The sequence below is a fragment of the Tsuneonella rigui genome, from assembly GCF_003958625.1.
GTDB classification, from domain to species: Bacteria; Pseudomonadota; Alphaproteobacteria; order Sphingomonadales; family Sphingomonadaceae; genus Tsuneonella; species Tsuneonella rigui.
On record NZ_RSEL01000020.1, the window covers coordinates 177,640 to 191,478 of the forward strand.

Sequence of the window (13,839 nt, forward strand, 5' to 3'; positions counted from 1 at the left end):
GTGGACTTCATCTCGATCCTGTCGATCTTCGTGCTCGCCTGTTTCGTGGGCTACTACGTCGTGTGGTCGGTCACCCCCGCGCTGCACACGCCACTGATGGCGGTGACCAACGCGATTTCCTCGGTGATCATCGTCGGCGCCCTGATCGCGAGCGCGGCAGCGGGGAGCGCGGGTTCGAAGTGGCTTGGGCTCGCGGCGGTGGCGCTGGCCAGCGTCAACATCTTCGGCGGCTTCGCGGTGACCGCACGGATGCTCGCCATGTACAAGAAAAAGGATAAGCCGGCGCCGCCTGCGGAGAAACAGGCGTGACGCTTCAGCCGATGGAGACGAGCGACCTGTCGGTCGCCGCCGACGCGGTGCATGCGGTCAATCCGTGGGTGGCGCTGGCTTACCTCGCGGCGGGCGTGTTGTTCATCTTGGCGCTGCGGGGATTGTCGAGCCCCGCGACCAGCCAGCGCGGCAACCGCTTCGGCATGGCCGGCATGCTGATCGCGGTGGTGACCACGCTGCTGACGCACCTGCCGGTGACAAAGACCGGCGGCTGCGCGTGGCCGGCCGATTGCGGGCCGGGCGTGCACTGGTTCGATGGAGTGACCTTCGGCGAGATACTCGCGGCGATCGCGCTGGGAGGCGCGGTCGGGTGGATCATCGCCCGCCGCATCGCGATGACCGCGATGCCGCAACTGGTCGCGGCGTTCCACTCACTGGTCGGTCTTGCCGCGGTGCTCGTGGCGGTGGCTGCATTCCTCAACCCCGGCGCGTTCGGCATCCTGGGAATGGACGGCAACATTCTCACCGTCAGTCGGGTGGAAATGGCGCTCGGCGCGGCGATCGGTGCGATCACCTTTTCCGGCTCGGTCATCGCCTTTGCCAAGCTCAACGGCAACATGAGCGGCAAGCCTATCCTGCTGCCGGGGCGGCACCTCATCAACCTTGGCACTCTGGTCGGCATCGTCGCGCTGACCGGGGTGTTCACCGTCGCCGCCAATGCGGGACCGGGCGAAAACAACCTGTTCTGGATCGTGCTCGTCCTGAGCTTCGCGATCGGCTTCCTCCTGATCATTCCGATCGGCGGGGCGGACATGCCGGTCGTGGTGTCGATGCTCAACAGCTATTCGGGCTGGGCGGCGGCGGCGATGGGCTTCACCCTGCACAACACCGCGATGATCGTCACCGGCGCGCTGGTCGGCAGCTCGGGTGCGATCCTGAGCTACATCATGTGCCGCGCGATGAACCGCAGCTTCATCTCGGTGATTGCGGGCGGGTTTGGCGCGGACGACGCGATCGCCGGCGGCGAGGCGCGCGAGCAGCGTCCCTACAAGTCGGGCAGCGCGGAAGACGCCGCCTACATGCTCGAACAGGCCGAAAAGGTCATCATCATCCCCGGCTACGGCATGGCGGTCGCCCAGGCGCAGCACGCGCTGCGCGAGATGGCCGACAAGCTCAAGGCCAAGGGCGTCGAGGTGAAGTACGCCATCCACCCCGTCGCCGGGCGCATGCCGGGGCACATGAACGTGCTGCTGGCCGAGGCGCAGGTGCCCTACGACGAGGTGTTCGAGCTGGAGGACATCAACTCCGAGTTCGCGCAGGCCGACGTGGCGTTCGTGATCGGCGCCAACGACGTGGTCAATCCGGCTGCCAAGACCGACAAGTCCTCCCCAATCTACGGCATGCCGGTGTTCGATGTCGGCAACGCCAAGCAGGTGTTCTTCATCAAGCGTTCGATGGGCGGAGTCGGCTATGCCGGCGTCGACAACGACGTGTTCTACCTCGACCAGACGATGATGCTGCTCGCCGACGCGAAGAAGATGGTCGAGGATATCGTGAAGAACCTCGACTGATGCGCGCCGCGCTGCCCTTGCTGGTCTTCGCGCTCGCTACTGGCGGGTGCGTGCAGAAGATTGCCGAGAGCCGCGTGCGATCCGCGTTGGTCGAAGCGGGGCTGTCCGACAAGAACGCGAGCTGCATGGCGGGCCGCATGGTCGATCGTCTCACCATCGGCCAACTCCGCAAGCTCGAGGCGCTCAAGGCGCGGGCCGGCGAGCGCGAACGCCCCGTATCCATCGGCGAATACGTCGAGCGTGTCCGCCGGGTCGGCGACAGCGAAGTGATCGCAGTCACCGCCAGCTCGGCCGGCCTGTGCGCGGTGGGGCTGGGCTAGGTACCCTTCACCACGGGCAGTTCGCCCTTGAACGAGAAGTCGCCGAACGCGTAATCGCAGGCGTCGAAATTGCCGAACACCGACTGGCTGCCGTCGCTGAAGGTCAGCCGCACGTCGATTTTGCAGCCCTTGTCGTAGTGCACCGTGTGGTTCATCCCGTTGCGCACCGGATCGTGGACCATGTCCTCGTCCAGCGTTTCCGGCGTCCATTCGCCTTTGCCGACATCGGACACCTCGATCGTCTTGATCGTCTTGCCGGTCTTGTTGACCAGCACGAATTCCTGCTCCGCGGCATAGGCAGGCACGGCGGCAGTCAGCAGGACCGCGCCGATGAGAAACTTTGCAACCATCGAATGCTCCTCCCCATAGGAACAGCGGCGAAAGTGCGCCTCAACGGCGAGTCATGCAAGCGCCGCGTTCAGCGTTGACTAACAAGGCTGTCAGTAGCAGCTTGCCGGCCATGAGGATCACCCGTCTAGCGCTCCTGGCGCTCACCGCCGCGGCTTCACCCGCACTGGCCGAAACCCACGAGATCGCCGCCGGCGACGGCGCGCAAGCGCGCCTGCAGGAAGCGCTGATCACTGCGCAGCCGGGCGACGAGGTGGTGCTCGGCGCGGGGCGTTTCCTGCTCGACGACGGGCTCAGCCTCGATGTCGATGGTGTGACCCTGCGCGGCGCGGGAATGAATGCAACGGTGCTCGATTTCACCGGCCAGCAGGGCGCGGGCGAAGGGCTGCTCGTCACCAGCGACAAGGTTACCTTGCGCGATTTTGCGGTCGAGAACCCGCATGGCGACGGGATCAAGTCGAAGGGCGCGGATGAGATCGTCTACCAGCGCCTGCGGGTCACCTGGACCGGTGGCCCCAAGGAGACCAACGGCGCCTACGGCCTCTACCCGGTCGAGAGCGACGGCGTGCTGATCACCGAGAGCGAGGTGTCGGGTGCCTCCGACGCCGGGATTTACGTCGGCCAGTCGAAGCGCATCACCGTGCGCAATAACATCGCCCGTCACAACGTTGCTGGTATCGAGATCGAAAACAGCCGCGATGCGCTGGTCACCTCGAACTACGTCACCGGCAACACCGGCGGGATATTGGTGTTCGACCTGCCCAGCCTGCCGGTGATGGGCGGCGGCAACACCGTGGTGCGCGACAACCTGGTGGCGCACAACACCACGCCGAACTTCGCGCCCAAGGGCAACATCGTCGCCGGCGTGCGCCGGGGCACCGGCGTGATGGTGATGGCCAACGACGGGGTGCTGGTCGAGGGCAACACGATCCTCGACAACCCGACCGCGCCGGTGATGGTCGTCGCCTATCCGCTGCAGTTCAAGGACACGACCTACAACCCCTATCCCCGCAACGTGACGATCGGCGCCAACCGGGTCGACCGCGGCGGCTACGATCCGCAGTTCGAGGGCAAGGAGCAGATGCTCGCCGCGTTCGGCGGTGCGCTGCCGCCGGTGCTGTGGGATGGGCTGAGCCAGCCGGGCACCGTCGCGGTGCGGGTCGATCCGTCGCTGAAAGGCTGGACGCTCGGGCTGACCTCGCAAGGCGGCGGGCTTGATGTCGCAAACGTCAAGCCGGGGCCGCTGCAGGTCGCAGCACCGGACGCCTCGGTCACGCTGACCGGCTACGGCGCACCGGCCGAGCTGGAGGCGCGCCTGGTCCCGTGATCCGTTCGGCAGTCCTTGGTTTGGCGCTGCTCAGCGCAGCAGCCGCGGTCGCGCACGCCGCCGGGCCGGTGGCTGCGCCGAACGATGCCGTGGTCACGGCTGAGACGTTCCCGGCAACCCTGTCCGAGTATGGCTTCTTCTCCGACGCGCCGGGTCAGGTGCCAGCGAACCGCGTCACGCCCTATCGCCTCAACACCCCGCTGTGGTCCGACGGCGCCGAGAAGCTGCGCTTCATGTACTTGCCTGCAGGCGCGCAGGCCAAGGCGGACGGCGAGAACCTGCTGCAGCTTCCGGTCGGTGCGGCGCTGATTAAAACGTTCGCGTTCGAGGATAACGGCAAGCGCCGCCTGATCGAGACCCGCGTCCTGCTTCACCGCGCGAGCGGCTGGGTCGCACTGCCGTACCTGTGGAACGCCGAGCAGACCGAGGCCAAGCTGGCGCTCGCGGGCGCTCGGGTGCCGGTCACGACGCCCGCGGGCGAGGCGATCGAGTACCGCGTGCCCAACAAGAACCAGTGCAAGGAGTGCCACGGCCTCAATGGTGTGGTGACGCCGATCGGCCCGAAGGCGCGCAACCTGTCGCACGATTGGCTCCAGCAGTTCGCCTCCGCCGGGATGCTGGACGCAGTGCCGGCCGTGAAGAGCGCCGTGCCGCTGTGGGAGGATCGCGACAAGGTCTCCGCAGCCTCGGCCGCGCGTGGTTATCTCGACGTCAACTGCGCACACTGTCACCAGCCGGGCGCGGGCGCGTCGAACTCGGGGCTGGACCTGCGCTGGCAGCAGACCGATGACCAAGCGCTCGGGGTGATGAAACGCCCGGTCGCCGCCGGCCGCGGGGCGGGCGAACTGCTGTTCGACGTCGTCCCCGGCAAGCCCGACGAATCCATCCTCGTGCACCGCATGGCGAGCACCGAGGGCGGGGTCGCGATGCCCGAGCTGGGTAAGGCGACGGTGGACAAGGACGGCCTCAAGGTGGTCAAACGATGGATAGCCGGACTGTGAAGCGGCTGCTCAAGGCTCTGGCGGTCGTCGCGATAGCCCTGGTGGCACTCTTCCTGATCCTCCGGACACCAGACACCGATCCCAAGGCCATGCGGGCGAAGTACGCGCAGTCGCCCTCGCAGTTCGTAACGCTCGACAGCGGCGAGCGCGTTCACTTGCGCGACGAAGGCCCGCGCAGCGGCGTGCCGATCGTCCTGCTGCACGGATCGAACGCGGACCTCCACACCTGGCAGCCATGGGTCGAGCAGCTCGCCAGGATACACAGGGTGATCCGCTTCGACCAGCGAGGGCACGGTCTCACCGGGCCAGCGCCCGACGGCGATTATTCGCGCAACGCCTTTGCCGCCGACGTCGAACGGGTGGCCGATGCGCTCGAGCTCGATCGCTTCGTGCTCGCGGGCAACTCGATGGGCGGCGGGATCGCGCTCGAATTTGCATTGGCGCATCCCGATCGCCTTGCCGGCCTCGTGCTGGTCGATGCGGGCGGCGCCCCGCAGACTGAGAAGGCGAAGGGCAACATCGGCTTCACCCTCGCGCGGATGCCGGGGACAGCGTGGCTGATTCGCTCGATCACACCCCGCTCGCTGATCGAGAAGAGCCTGCGCCAGAGCGTCACCAATAAGGCGGTCGTCACCGATGCGGCGGTCGATCGGTACTGGGAGCTGCTGCGCTATCCGGGCAACCGGCAGGCGACCGCAACCCGGTTCGCGACACCGCAGACGCCCTTCACCGAGGCTCAGCTCGCGGGCCTCAAGGTCCCGACGCTGATCATTTGGGGCGAGCGCGATCCGCTGATCCCGCTGTCTTCGGGGCGCTGGCTGGCGCAGCACATTCCCGGCGCGCGCATCGAGGTGCTGCCGGGCATCGGCCATATTCCGATGGAGGAAGCGCCCGAGGCCAGCGCGAGCCTGCTCGAGACCTGGCTCACAGCGCAGACGCCTTCCGCCCACCCGCGCCAGTAGCTTTACTCGGCATAGCGCCATCGATAATGGCCGCGCCTCACTTGCCTCTGGGAGGACGGCGATTGCGCAAACTGGGACTGATCGGGGGGATGAGCTGGGTCTCGACCCGCGATTACTACGAGCAGATCAACCGCGGCGTCCGCCGGCGCACCTCGCCAATGGCGAGCGCGCCGCTGCTGATCGAAAGCCTCGATTTCGAGCAGCTGTGGGGCTCGGCGAGCGATGAGGACTGGGATCGCGCGGGCGAAGTGCTCGCCGAGTCCGCCCGCCGCCTGACCGGCGCGGGGGCCGAGGGGCTGCTGATCTGCGCCAATTCGATGCACAAGGTCTATGACCGGGTAGCAGAGGCCGCCGGCGTGCCGGTACTGCACATCGCCGATTGCGTCGGCCGGGCGATGGAAGCCGCGAGCGCGACCAACGCGGCTCTGATCGGTACCCGCAACGTGATGACCGAGCGCTTCTATCGCGAACGGCTGGTCGCGCACGGGGTGGACCTATTGCCGCCCGACATGGACATGGTCGGCGAGGTCGACCGGATCATTTATGAGGAGCTGATGCGCGGGAAGGCCACGCGCGAGGCCGAGCGGACGCTCAAGACCTGGATCACCCGCAAGGAGCAGGACGGCGCCGAGGCGATCGTACTCGCCTGCACCGAGCTGGCGATGATCGTCGACGTCGACGCCAACGTGCTGCCGGTGTTCGATTCCACGCGCATCCACTCGAATGCAGCGGTCGACTGGATTCTCGCCGCCGACTAGCAGATGTTCCGCAGGCGTTCCCGTTGTCGGGATTCCGCCGAGTCCCTATCGCGAGGGACATGCCGCTCGCACCCTACGCCGCCGACCCTGCTGCTGGACGCGGGCGTGAGTTCGCAGAAGACCGCGCGGGTGCGCGGGGTCCGAGGAGCGAGTTCCAGCGCGATCGCGACCGGGTGGTGCACTCTATCGCCTTCCGCCGGCTGCGCTCCAAGACCCAGGTGTTCATCGCGCCCGACGGCGATCACTATCGCACGCGCCTGACGCACAGCCTGGAAGTCTCGCAGATCGGGCGGGTGATCGCCCGCGCGCTCGGGCTCGATGAGGATGTCACCGAAGCGCTGTGCCTGGCGCACGACATCGGTCACCCGCCCTTCGGCCATGCGGGCGAGGCGGCGCTCGAAGCGGCGATGGCGGAGCGGGGCGGGTTCGATCACAACGCTCACACGCTACGGACTGTGATGCGGCTGGAGAGCCCGTACTGCGATCATCCGGGCCTCAATCTGTCGTGGGACGTGCTGGAGGGCCTCGCCAAGCACAATGGCCCCGTCGCCGCGCCGAACTGGGCGTTGAGCGAGCTCGATGCGGCCTTCCCGCTCGATCTCGGCGCCTGGCCGAGCCTGGAGGCACAAGTCGCCGCGCTCGCCGACGATATCGCCTACGACAACCACGACATCGACGATGGCTTGCGCGCAGGTTTCCTGACGCTCGACGACTTGCTGGAGCTGCCGCTGCTCGCCGATCGCTATCGCGAGGTCGAGCGGCGCTTCCCGAACGCGAGGCCCGAACAGCGCTTGCGCGAACTGGTGCGCAGCCAGATCGGCGCGATGGTCAACGATCTGCTGGAGACGACGCGGGGCAACATCGCCGGCGTGAAGAGCGTTTCCGAAGTGCGCGCCCATCCCGGGCCGCTGGTGGCGTTTTCCGACCCGGTCGCCAACGCGGAGCGCGAGCTGAAGGCGTTCATGTACGCCAAGCTCTATTACCACCCCGAGCAGGTCGCCGCCGCCGAAGCGGCGCGCGATGTCGTTTCACGCTTGTTCGCGGCGTATGACCAGGATCCGGCCACGATGCCCGACGGCTGGCGTGCTTCGCTGCCTCCGCAGGAACCCGAGCGGAGTCGCCATGTCGCCGACTTCATCGCCGGGATGACCGACCGCTACGCTATCGACCAGTGCGTGCGCATCTTCGGCCGCGCACCCGAGGGGTTGCGCAATGTCTGATCCGGTGCGGATCGCGCTGGTCGGGGCGACCGGGCTTATCGGCAGCGAGGTGATGAAGCTCGCCGTGGGTCGGCAGGACCTGCGGTTGGTCGCGGTGGCGCGGCGCGAGTCGCCGCTGCCGCAAGGCGCTCGGATGGAGATGTTCGTCGCCGATCCGGAGAAATGGGGCGAAGTGTTTGAGGCGGTGCATCCGACCGCGCTGATTTGCGCGCTCGGCACCACGTGGCGCAAGGCGGGGCGCGACGAAGAGGCTTTTCGCGCGGTCGATCACGATCTCGTGCTGGCAACCGCTCGCGCAGCACGGGAGGCAGGGGTCGAACGGCTGGTGGCAGTCAGCTCGACCGGCGCCGACGCGATGAGCGAGAACCGGTACCTGCGCACCAAGGGCGAGGTCGAGCGCGAGCTCGGGCGGATGCGGTTCAAGCGGCTCGATATCTTGCGCCCCGGCCTGCTCAAGGGCCACCGGATCGGCGACCTGCGGCCGTTGGAGCGGATCGGCAGCGCACTCAGCCCGCTGGCCGATCTCGCGATGCAGGGCCGCTATCGGCAGTACCGCTCGATCCGGGCCGAACTGGTTGCCAAGGCTGCAATGGCGCTGGCGCTGCGGCGGGCGGGCGGCCGGTTCGTGCACGACAACGATGCGCTGCTGCGCGCAGCCGCGACGCTGCCGATGCCCGTCGAGGACTAGAACGCCGCTCCAGCTAGCGCATCGATCGCGCCTTGGAGGATGACCGCGGCGGCATGCGCGTCGATCCGTTCTTTGCGCTTGGCGCGGCTCATATCCTGCTCGATCAGCGAGCGCTCGGCGCTGGTGGTCGACCAGCGCTCGTCCCACAACAGGACCGGCAGCGACAGTGCGGCTGACAGATTGCGGGCGTAGGCGCGCGATGCCTGTGCGCGCGGCCCTTCGCTGCCGTCCATGTTGCGCGGCAGGCCGATGACGACCCCGCGCACGCCCCGGGCCGCCACTAGTGCTGCGAGGACCTCGCGGTCGCGGCCGAACTTGCCGCGCGGCAGGGTCTTGTCCGCGCTGGCGAACCGCCAGCCGGCGTCACACAATGCGGTGCCGATGGTCTGGGTGCCGAGATCGAGCGCGAGCAGCACACCGCCCTCGGGCAGGGCCGCCGCGAATTCGCCAGCGCGGTCGGTGATCAGTGCGCCTTGGTCCACGCCGCGAGTCGCCGCGTCACGTCCGCCTTCAGGTTCGCCCAGAACAGCGGGATGTCATAGACGTGGTAGTTGTTGCCCGGCAGCACGCCGGGCCCGAGATCGGGCGGATCGCCGATCATCAGCAGGCCGGTTGTGGGGTCGCAACGCGCGGGCACGACACCGGTGATCAGTTCGCCGCTGGAAAAGTCGCTCGCGGGCTTCAGTGTGCCGAGATTGTCCTCCGCCGGCGCCGTGCCGTTGAGGGTGCCGGTGATCGGGTTGGTGCAGACGATGGGTCCATCCCCGCGCGGCTGTCCGTCGAAGCCCGGCGTGGCGGTGAAGCGCTCGAGCAGCTGGCTCGGGTCGGCAGGCTCGGCGAAGCTCGACCAGGTGGCGATGCAGCCGGCCTGGTCGGGCGTGGCGCAGGCGGGCAGGCCGAGTGCGGGGAGGTCGTGCGCAACCGAAATCGGCCAGCCGATTGGATAGACCATCGCGACCCGCTTCTCGAGCGGGGTGCCGATCACCTTTTCGCGCAGTAGCCGCAGCACCATCAACGCGCCCTGGCTGTGCCCGGCGAGCACGATCGGCTCGTCCTTGCGCGCGGTCGCGACGAAGAAGTCGAACGCTTGGCTCACATCGCGGTAGGCGAGGTCGAGCGCCTGGTTCGCCTCGGGTTTGTCGGTCAGGAACGCGCCGAACACCGCCTGCCGGTACTTCGGCGCCCAGATCTCGGCCGCGCCGGAGAACGGGCTCGCCATGCCGCGCAAGAACAGGTGCGCGCGGGCTTCGGCATCCTTGTCGCCCAGGGGAGCGTTCCACGGCGCGTCGGCGCCGATGGCGGGCTGGAGATAGCTGGTCGGATGGACGAAGAAGACCGCGTAGCCGGATCCTGCGGGCGTCGCGCTTGGCGTGGGGGAGGGCGCCAGCGCCTGCTCGGCCGCCGGTGTCTCGGCCGACGAATCTTCCTGCGGGACGTAGCGCGCCGGATCGGCCGCTCCCATGCCCGGGCGCGAGTACCACATCGCGGGATCGGCATAGGCGTTGCTGTCGAGCGCGGGCTGCGAGACAAACTCGCCGCGCGGCACGAAGGCCAACTCGGTCGCTTCCTTCGACCAGATGTTGAGCGCGATCGCCCCCGCGATGAACAGGAAGATCACGAGCGCGACGGCATACAGGAACTTGCGCGCCATCAGCCCCACGCCGTCCCTTCGCTATGGATACGGTGCGCGCGCCGCTCGAGCGCGGTCTTGATCATTGCCAGCATCGGATCGGCAAAGGTCAGGCCAAGCACCCCGAACAACACGCCCATGATGAGCTGGAAGCCGAGCACCAAGGCAGGCGCCAGGTCGACCGTCTTCTTGGCGATCAGCGGCACCAGCACGTAACCGTCGAAGGTCTGGATGAAGAAGTATGAGGCGATCGTCCACAGCCCCATCTCGGTCCCGCCAGAGAAGCCGACCAGTGTCATCAGGATGCCGGCGGTCAGCGCGCCGATGTTGGGAATGAACGCTAGGATGCCGGTGATGAGCCCCAGCAATGCGGCCATCGGCACGCCGATCAGCGACAGCAGACCCCAGGTGAAGAAGCCCTCCGCCACCATGCCCAGCAGGCGCCCGGCGAGCAGGCGACGCAAGTTGAATGCCATGTGATCGAGCGTGTCGGCGACATGCTCGCGGTGCCGCTCGGCGATCATCCACGACAGGCCGCGCTCGTAGGGCCGCGGATCGACCGCGAGGTAGATGCCGATCGTCAGCATCAGCACCGCGGTGGTGATCGCACCGAAGAACCCGCCGACCACCCGGCCCAGGGTGCCCACCCCGCTCATCGCCTGGCTGGCAAGGTTCTGCAGGTCGTCCTGCCCGATATCGATGCCCTTGGAGCGCAGGAACGCGACCAGCCGGCCGAGCTGGGTGGTGATCAGCGAGGGAAACTCGGCCGCCTGCTCCGCGATCTGCGCGCCGGCGAACTGCACGAGCCAAGTGATGAAGGCGACCGCGAGGACCAGCACGATCATCACCCGCCAACCGCGGCCGATTGGCACCCAGCGGCCGAGCAGGCGGGCGCCGCCATCGAGCATGCACGCGATCACCAGCGCGCCGAACACGACGAGCAATGATTGCGACAGGTAGATTGCAAGCGCCAGCAGGCCGATGACGAGCGCCCAGATCAGCGCCCGGTTGGCCTCGCGCCGCAGCTCGGGGCTTTCGATCTGGGTCGGGCTCGGTCCTACCGGGCCGTCCCCCGCGATCGGATCGGCCGCGACTTCCCCCTTCATCGACGGCGCGTCGGTCATCGCTTCTCGCTATGCGCGATGGCGGGGCGGAGCGTGGTCCAGGCGCGGTTGCCGCGCAGCGAGCTCCACCAGGTGGCGGGGTTCCAGGTCGTCGTCCCGTCGAGCGAGAAGGTGATGAACTCCGCCCGGCCACCGACGTTGGCGAGCGGCACCGGCCCGCCGAGACCGCGCTCCCAGGTGTCGGCGCGGCTGTCGGCCGAATGGTCGCGGTTGTCGCCCATCAGGAATACGTGGCCCTCGGGGACCAGTGTTTCCGGATAGTTGTCGAGGATCTGGTTCTGCGTATCGACGATCAGGTAGGTCGCGCCATTGGGCAGCGTCTCTCGCAGCGCAGGCACTTCGTAGTAGTCCTTCCCGTCCGCGCCGCGGACGCGGTAGTTGTCCCAGTATTCCAGGCACGGCCGGCCGTCGCACATCTGCGCATCGACGGGGATGCGGATGTCGGGCTCGACCTTCTGCGGCACCGGCTTGCCGTTGAGGATCACCTGGCCGTTGACTACCGCGATGCGGTCGCCGGGCAGTCCGATCACGCGCTTGATGTAGTCCTCGTCGCGATCGGGCGGCACGGCGATGACGATGTCGCCATACTGCGGCGTCGCCGGCCACACGCGGCCCTCGCTGCGCGGCAGGACGTGGAAGCTCGCCGAGACCCAGCTCCAGCCGAAGGGATATTTCGACACCACCAGCCGATCGCCGACCATCAGGTTCGGCACCATCGAGGTCGAGGGGATGTAGAACGGCTTGGCGACCAGGCTATGGAACGCCAGCACCGCGATCAGCATCAGCGCGAGGCCGCGCAGCTCGGCGAGCCAGTTGATCTTCTCGCGCTTCTTGTCGGGTTCGCTCACGGGGTGCGTATCGCTCAAGCTGGTCAAGTGGGGAGAGCCTCGATGACGACGAAGGCCTGCGCCCATGGATGGTCGTCGGTTAGGGTCAGATGAATGCGCACCTCATGGCCTTCCGGCGTCAATTCGGCAAGCCGCAAGGCGGCCCCGCCGGTGAGCGCGAGGGTCGGAGCACCCGATGGAGCGTTCACGACGCCGATGTCCTTGTGGAACACCCCGCGCTTGAACCCGGTGCCGACCGCCTTGGCGTAAGCTTCCTTGGCCGCCCACCGCTTGGCGAAGGTGCCGACGCGCGTATAGGGCCGCCGCGCCGCCTTGGCACGCTCGACATCGGTGAAGCAGCGCGCCTCGAACCTCTCGCCCCACCGCTCGAGCGAGTTGGCGATGCGGTCCATGTTGGTGAGGTCGGAGCCGAGGCCAATGATCACCGAGCGTCGTCCATCAACTCGCGCATCTTGCGCACCGCGGCTTCCAGCCCGACGAACACCGCCTCGCCGACGAGGTAGTGTCCGATATTTAGCTCCGCGAGTTGCGGGATGGCGGCGATCGGCTGGACGTTGTCATAGGTGAGGCCGTGGCCGGCGTGCGGCTCGATGCCGTTCTTGGCGGCGAGCGCGGCGATGTCGGCGATGCGCTCGAGTTCGACCGACACCCGATCGCCCGTGGCGTGGGCGTATTCCCCGGTGTGCAGCTCGACCACCGGCGCCTTGAGACGCAACGCGGCTTCGATCTGACGCTCCTCGGGCGCGATGAACAGGCTGACCCGGATGCCGGCGTCGGCCAGCCGCGCGACGATCGGGGCGAGGCGATTGTGCTGGCCGGCGGCGTCGAGGCCGCCTTCGGTGGTGCGCTCCTCGCGACGCTCGGGCACGATGCACGCGGCGTGCGGGCTGTGCCTGAGCGCGATCTCCAGCATCTCGTCGGTTGCGGCCATCTCGAGGTTGAGCGGCAGGTCGGTCGCGGCCTGGATCCGCGCGAGGTCCGCGTCGCGGATGTGGCGGCGATCCTCCCGCAAGTGCGCGGTGATCCCGTCGCCGCCGCACGCCGCGACGATCTCGGCCGCGCGGACCGGATCGGGATGGTCGCCGCCGCGCGCATTACGAATGGTGGCGACGTGGTCGATGTTCACGCCGAGACGCAGGCGCCCCTGAGCACTCGGGAGGCTCAAGCCGCGCGGCTCCCGGGCTTGGTCACCGGAATCGCCGCAAGGGCAGGGGGCACTTCGTCGTCGGCATAGCTGGGAAAGCTGATGGCGATAAGTGGATAGAAAGCCACGCCGAGATCGACCGAGCCGTTTGAACGGTCGACCAGCGCGGCTTCGGCGATCACCTCGCTCCCTTCGCGCGCGACCGCTTCGATCGCCTCGCGGCTGGAGAGGCCGGTGGTGACGACGTCCTCCACCATCAGCACTTTCGATCCGGGTTCGAGCCGAAAGCCGCGGCGCAGTTCGAAGGTCCCGGTCGGGCGCTCGAGGAACATGGCGTCCTTGCCCAGCGCGCGGCCCATCTCGTGCCCGATGATGAGACCGCCCATCGCCGGGCTGACCACCGCGTCGATCTCGGCGCGCACCTCGCGCGGGATCTTCTGGCACAGCGCGCGGGCGAGCCGGTCGGCGCGGTCGGGATTCATCAGCACGCGCGCGCATTGCAGGTAATGCGTGCTGTGCCGCCCGCTCGACAAGCGGAAATGGCCTTCCAGCAGCGCTTCGGCTTCGCGGAATTCGTGCAGCACTTCTTCGTCGGTCATCGGCGGATCGCTGCGCTCTTTATGAGTGG

Annotated in this window: 17 protein-coding genes; 9 read left to right on the forward strand and 8 right to left on the reverse strand. The window is 67.8% G+C overall.

What is annotated here, in order from left to right; genetic code table 11:
- Genes ELY12_RS09245 through ELY12_RS09255 form a run of 3 tightly spaced genes read left to right on the forward strand, consistent with a single transcriptional unit; the run spans position 1 to position 2,161 of the window.
- Positions 1-309 carry an NAD(P) transhydrogenase subunit alpha part 2 gene (locus tag ELY12_RS09245; protein ID WP_126176403.1) on the forward strand — a complete coding sequence of 103 codons (309 nt, stop codon included), beginning with the start codon at positions 1-3 and terminating at the stop codon, positions 307-309.
- Between the two features lie 11 nt (positions 310-320).
- Positions 321-1,841: an NAD(P)(+) transhydrogenase (Re/Si-specific) subunit beta gene (locus tag ELY12_RS09250; protein ID WP_126176509.1), complete on the forward strand. Its 1,521-nt coding sequence runs from the start codon at positions 321-323 to the stop codon at positions 1,839-1,841.
- Positions 1,841-2,161, forward strand: coding sequence for a hypothetical protein (locus ELY12_RS09255; RefSeq protein WP_126176404.1), 321 nt, complete (start codon positions 1,841-1,843; stop codon positions 2,159-2,161). Before ELY12_RS09250 ends, ELY12_RS09255 begins: the two co-directional genes overlap by 1 nt.
- Here the strand turns inward: ELY12_RS09255 and ELY12_RS09260 are convergent.
- Entirely contained in the window at positions 2,158-2,511 is a 354-nt protein-coding gene (locus ELY12_RS09260; protein ID WP_126176405.1) for a hypothetical protein, read from the reverse strand. The genes ELY12_RS09255 and ELY12_RS09260 overlap by 4 nt on opposite strands.
- Before the next feature lie 110 nt (positions 2,512-2,621).
- Here ELY12_RS09260 and ELY12_RS09265 point away from each other — a divergent pair, with 110 nt between their 5' ends.
- The 6 genes from ELY12_RS09265 (at position 2,622) to ELY12_RS09290 (ending at position 8,465) form a co-directional block, all read left to right on the forward strand.
- Entirely contained in the window at positions 2,622-3,836 is a 1,215-nt protein-coding gene (locus tag ELY12_RS09265) for a parallel beta-helix domain-containing protein (RefSeq protein WP_126176406.1), read from the forward strand.
- A complete protein-coding gene (locus ELY12_RS09270; protein ID WP_126176407.1) occupies positions 3,833-4,837 on the forward strand; it encodes an SO2930 family diheme c-type cytochrome in 1,005 nt (334 codons plus the stop codon). The genes ELY12_RS09265 and ELY12_RS09270 overlap by 4 nt, the downstream gene beginning before the upstream one ends.
- Positions 4,819-5,799, forward strand: coding sequence for an alpha/beta fold hydrolase (locus ELY12_RS09275; RefSeq protein WP_164549467.1), 981 nt, complete (start codon positions 4,819-4,821; stop codon positions 5,797-5,799). The genes ELY12_RS09270 and ELY12_RS09275 overlap by 19 nt, the downstream gene beginning before the upstream one ends.
- A gap of 62 nt (positions 5,800-5,861) precedes the next feature.
- Positions 5,862-6,557, forward strand: coding sequence for an aspartate/glutamate racemase family protein (locus tag ELY12_RS09280; protein ID WP_126176408.1), 696 nt, complete (start codon positions 5,862-5,864; stop codon positions 6,555-6,557).
- Positions 6,558-6,616: 59 nt separating this feature from the next.
- The gene (locus ELY12_RS09285; protein WP_126176409.1) at positions 6,617-7,777 is read left to right on the forward strand and encodes a deoxyguanosinetriphosphate triphosphohydrolase; all 1,161 of its coding nucleotides are present in this window, start codon (positions 6,617-6,619) and stop codon (positions 7,775-7,777) included.
- Positions 7,770-8,465, forward strand: coding sequence for an NAD(P)H-binding protein (locus ELY12_RS09290; RefSeq protein WP_126176410.1), 696 nt, complete (start codon positions 7,770-7,772; stop codon positions 8,463-8,465). The genes ELY12_RS09285 and ELY12_RS09290 overlap by 8 nt, the downstream gene beginning before the upstream one ends.
- On the opposite strand, the gene ruvX is transcribed toward ELY12_RS09290, so the two are convergent.
- Genes ruvX through pyrE form a run of 7 tightly spaced genes read right to left on the reverse strand, consistent with a single transcriptional unit; the run spans position 8,462 to position 13,810 of the window.
- Complete coding sequence (gene ruvX, locus ELY12_RS09295; RefSeq protein ID WP_126176411.1) at positions 8,462-8,947, reverse strand: Holliday junction resolvase RuvX; 486 nt, start codon at positions 8,945-8,947, stop codon at positions 8,462-8,464. The two genes, ELY12_RS09290 and ruvX, sit on opposite strands and share 4 nt — an antisense overlap.
- Positions 8,929-10,116, reverse strand: coding sequence for a DUF3089 domain-containing protein (locus tag ELY12_RS09300; RefSeq protein ID WP_126176412.1), 1,188 nt, complete (start codon positions 10,114-10,116; stop codon positions 8,929-8,931). Before ELY12_RS09300 ends, ruvX begins: the two co-directional genes overlap by 19 nt.
- Positions 10,116-11,219 (reverse strand): AI-2E family transporter, encoded by a 1,104-nt coding sequence (locus ELY12_RS09305; RefSeq protein WP_241229801.1) that lies wholly within the window; start codon positions 11,217-11,219, stop codon positions 10,116-10,118. Before ELY12_RS09305 ends, ELY12_RS09300 begins: the two co-directional genes overlap by 1 nt.
- Complete coding sequence (gene lepB, locus ELY12_RS09310) at positions 11,216-12,133, reverse strand: signal peptidase I (protein WP_126176413.1); 918 nt, start codon at positions 12,131-12,133, stop codon at positions 11,216-11,218. The genes ELY12_RS09305 and lepB overlap by 4 nt, the downstream gene beginning before the upstream one ends.
- Positions 12,091-12,492 carry a holo-ACP synthase gene (gene acpS, locus ELY12_RS09315; protein ID WP_126176414.1) on the reverse strand — a complete coding sequence of 134 codons (402 nt, stop codon included), beginning with the start codon at positions 12,490-12,492 and terminating at the stop codon, positions 12,091-12,093. The genes lepB and acpS overlap by 43 nt, the downstream gene beginning before the upstream one ends.
- A complete protein-coding gene (locus ELY12_RS09320; RefSeq protein WP_126176415.1) occupies positions 12,489-13,232 on the reverse strand; it encodes a pyridoxine 5'-phosphate synthase in 744 nt (247 codons plus the stop codon). The genes acpS and ELY12_RS09320 overlap by 4 nt, the downstream gene beginning before the upstream one ends.
- Positions 13,229-13,810: an orotate phosphoribosyltransferase gene (gene pyrE / locus ELY12_RS09325; RefSeq protein WP_126176416.1), complete on the reverse strand. Its 582-nt coding sequence runs from the start codon at positions 13,808-13,810 to the stop codon at positions 13,229-13,231. Before pyrE ends, ELY12_RS09320 begins: the two co-directional genes overlap by 4 nt.
- Between the last annotated feature and the right edge of the window lie 29 nt (positions 13,811-13,839).

Coding starts and splice junctions, on each gene's coding strand:
- ELY12_RS09250 (WP_126176509.1), top strand. CDS start 321: ATGGAGACGAGCGACCTGTCGGTCGCCGCCGACGCGGTGCATGCGGTC.
- ELY12_RS09255 (WP_126176404.1), top strand. CDS start 1,841: ATGCGCGCCGCGCTGCCCTTGCTGGTCTTCGCGCTCGCTACTGGCGGG.
- ELY12_RS09260 (WP_126176405.1), bottom strand. CDS start 2,511: ATGGTTGCAAAGTTTCTCATCGGCGCGGTCCTGCTGACTGCCGCCGTG.
- ELY12_RS09265 (WP_126176406.1), top strand. CDS start 2,622: ATGAGGATCACCCGTCTAGCGCTCCTGGCGCTCACCGCCGCGGCTTCA.
- ELY12_RS09275 (WP_164549467.1), top strand. CDS start 4,819: ATGGATAGCCGGACTGTGAAGCGGCTGCTCAAGGCTCTGGCGGTCGTC.
- ELY12_RS09285 (WP_126176409.1), top strand. CDS start 6,617: ATGCCGCTCGCACCCTACGCCGCCGACCCTGCTGCTGGACGCGGGCGT.
- ELY12_RS09290 (WP_126176410.1), top strand. CDS start 7,770: ATGTCTGATCCGGTGCGGATCGCGCTGGTCGGGGCGACCGGGCTTATC.
- ELY12_RS09300 (WP_126176412.1), bottom strand. CDS start 10,116: ATGGCGCGCAAGTTCCTGTATGCCGTCGCGCTCGTGATCTTCCTGTTC.
- ELY12_RS09305 (WP_241229801.1), bottom strand. CDS start 11,219: ATGACCGACGCGCCGTCGATGAAGGGGGAAGTCGCGGCCGATCCGATC.
- lepB (WP_126176413.1), bottom strand. CDS start 12,133: ATGGGCGCAGGCCTTCGTCGTCATCGAGGCTCTCCCCACTTGACCAGC.
- pyrE (WP_126176416.1), bottom strand. CDS start 13,810: ATGACCGACGAAGAAGTGCTGCACGAATTCCGCGAAGCCGAAGCGCTG.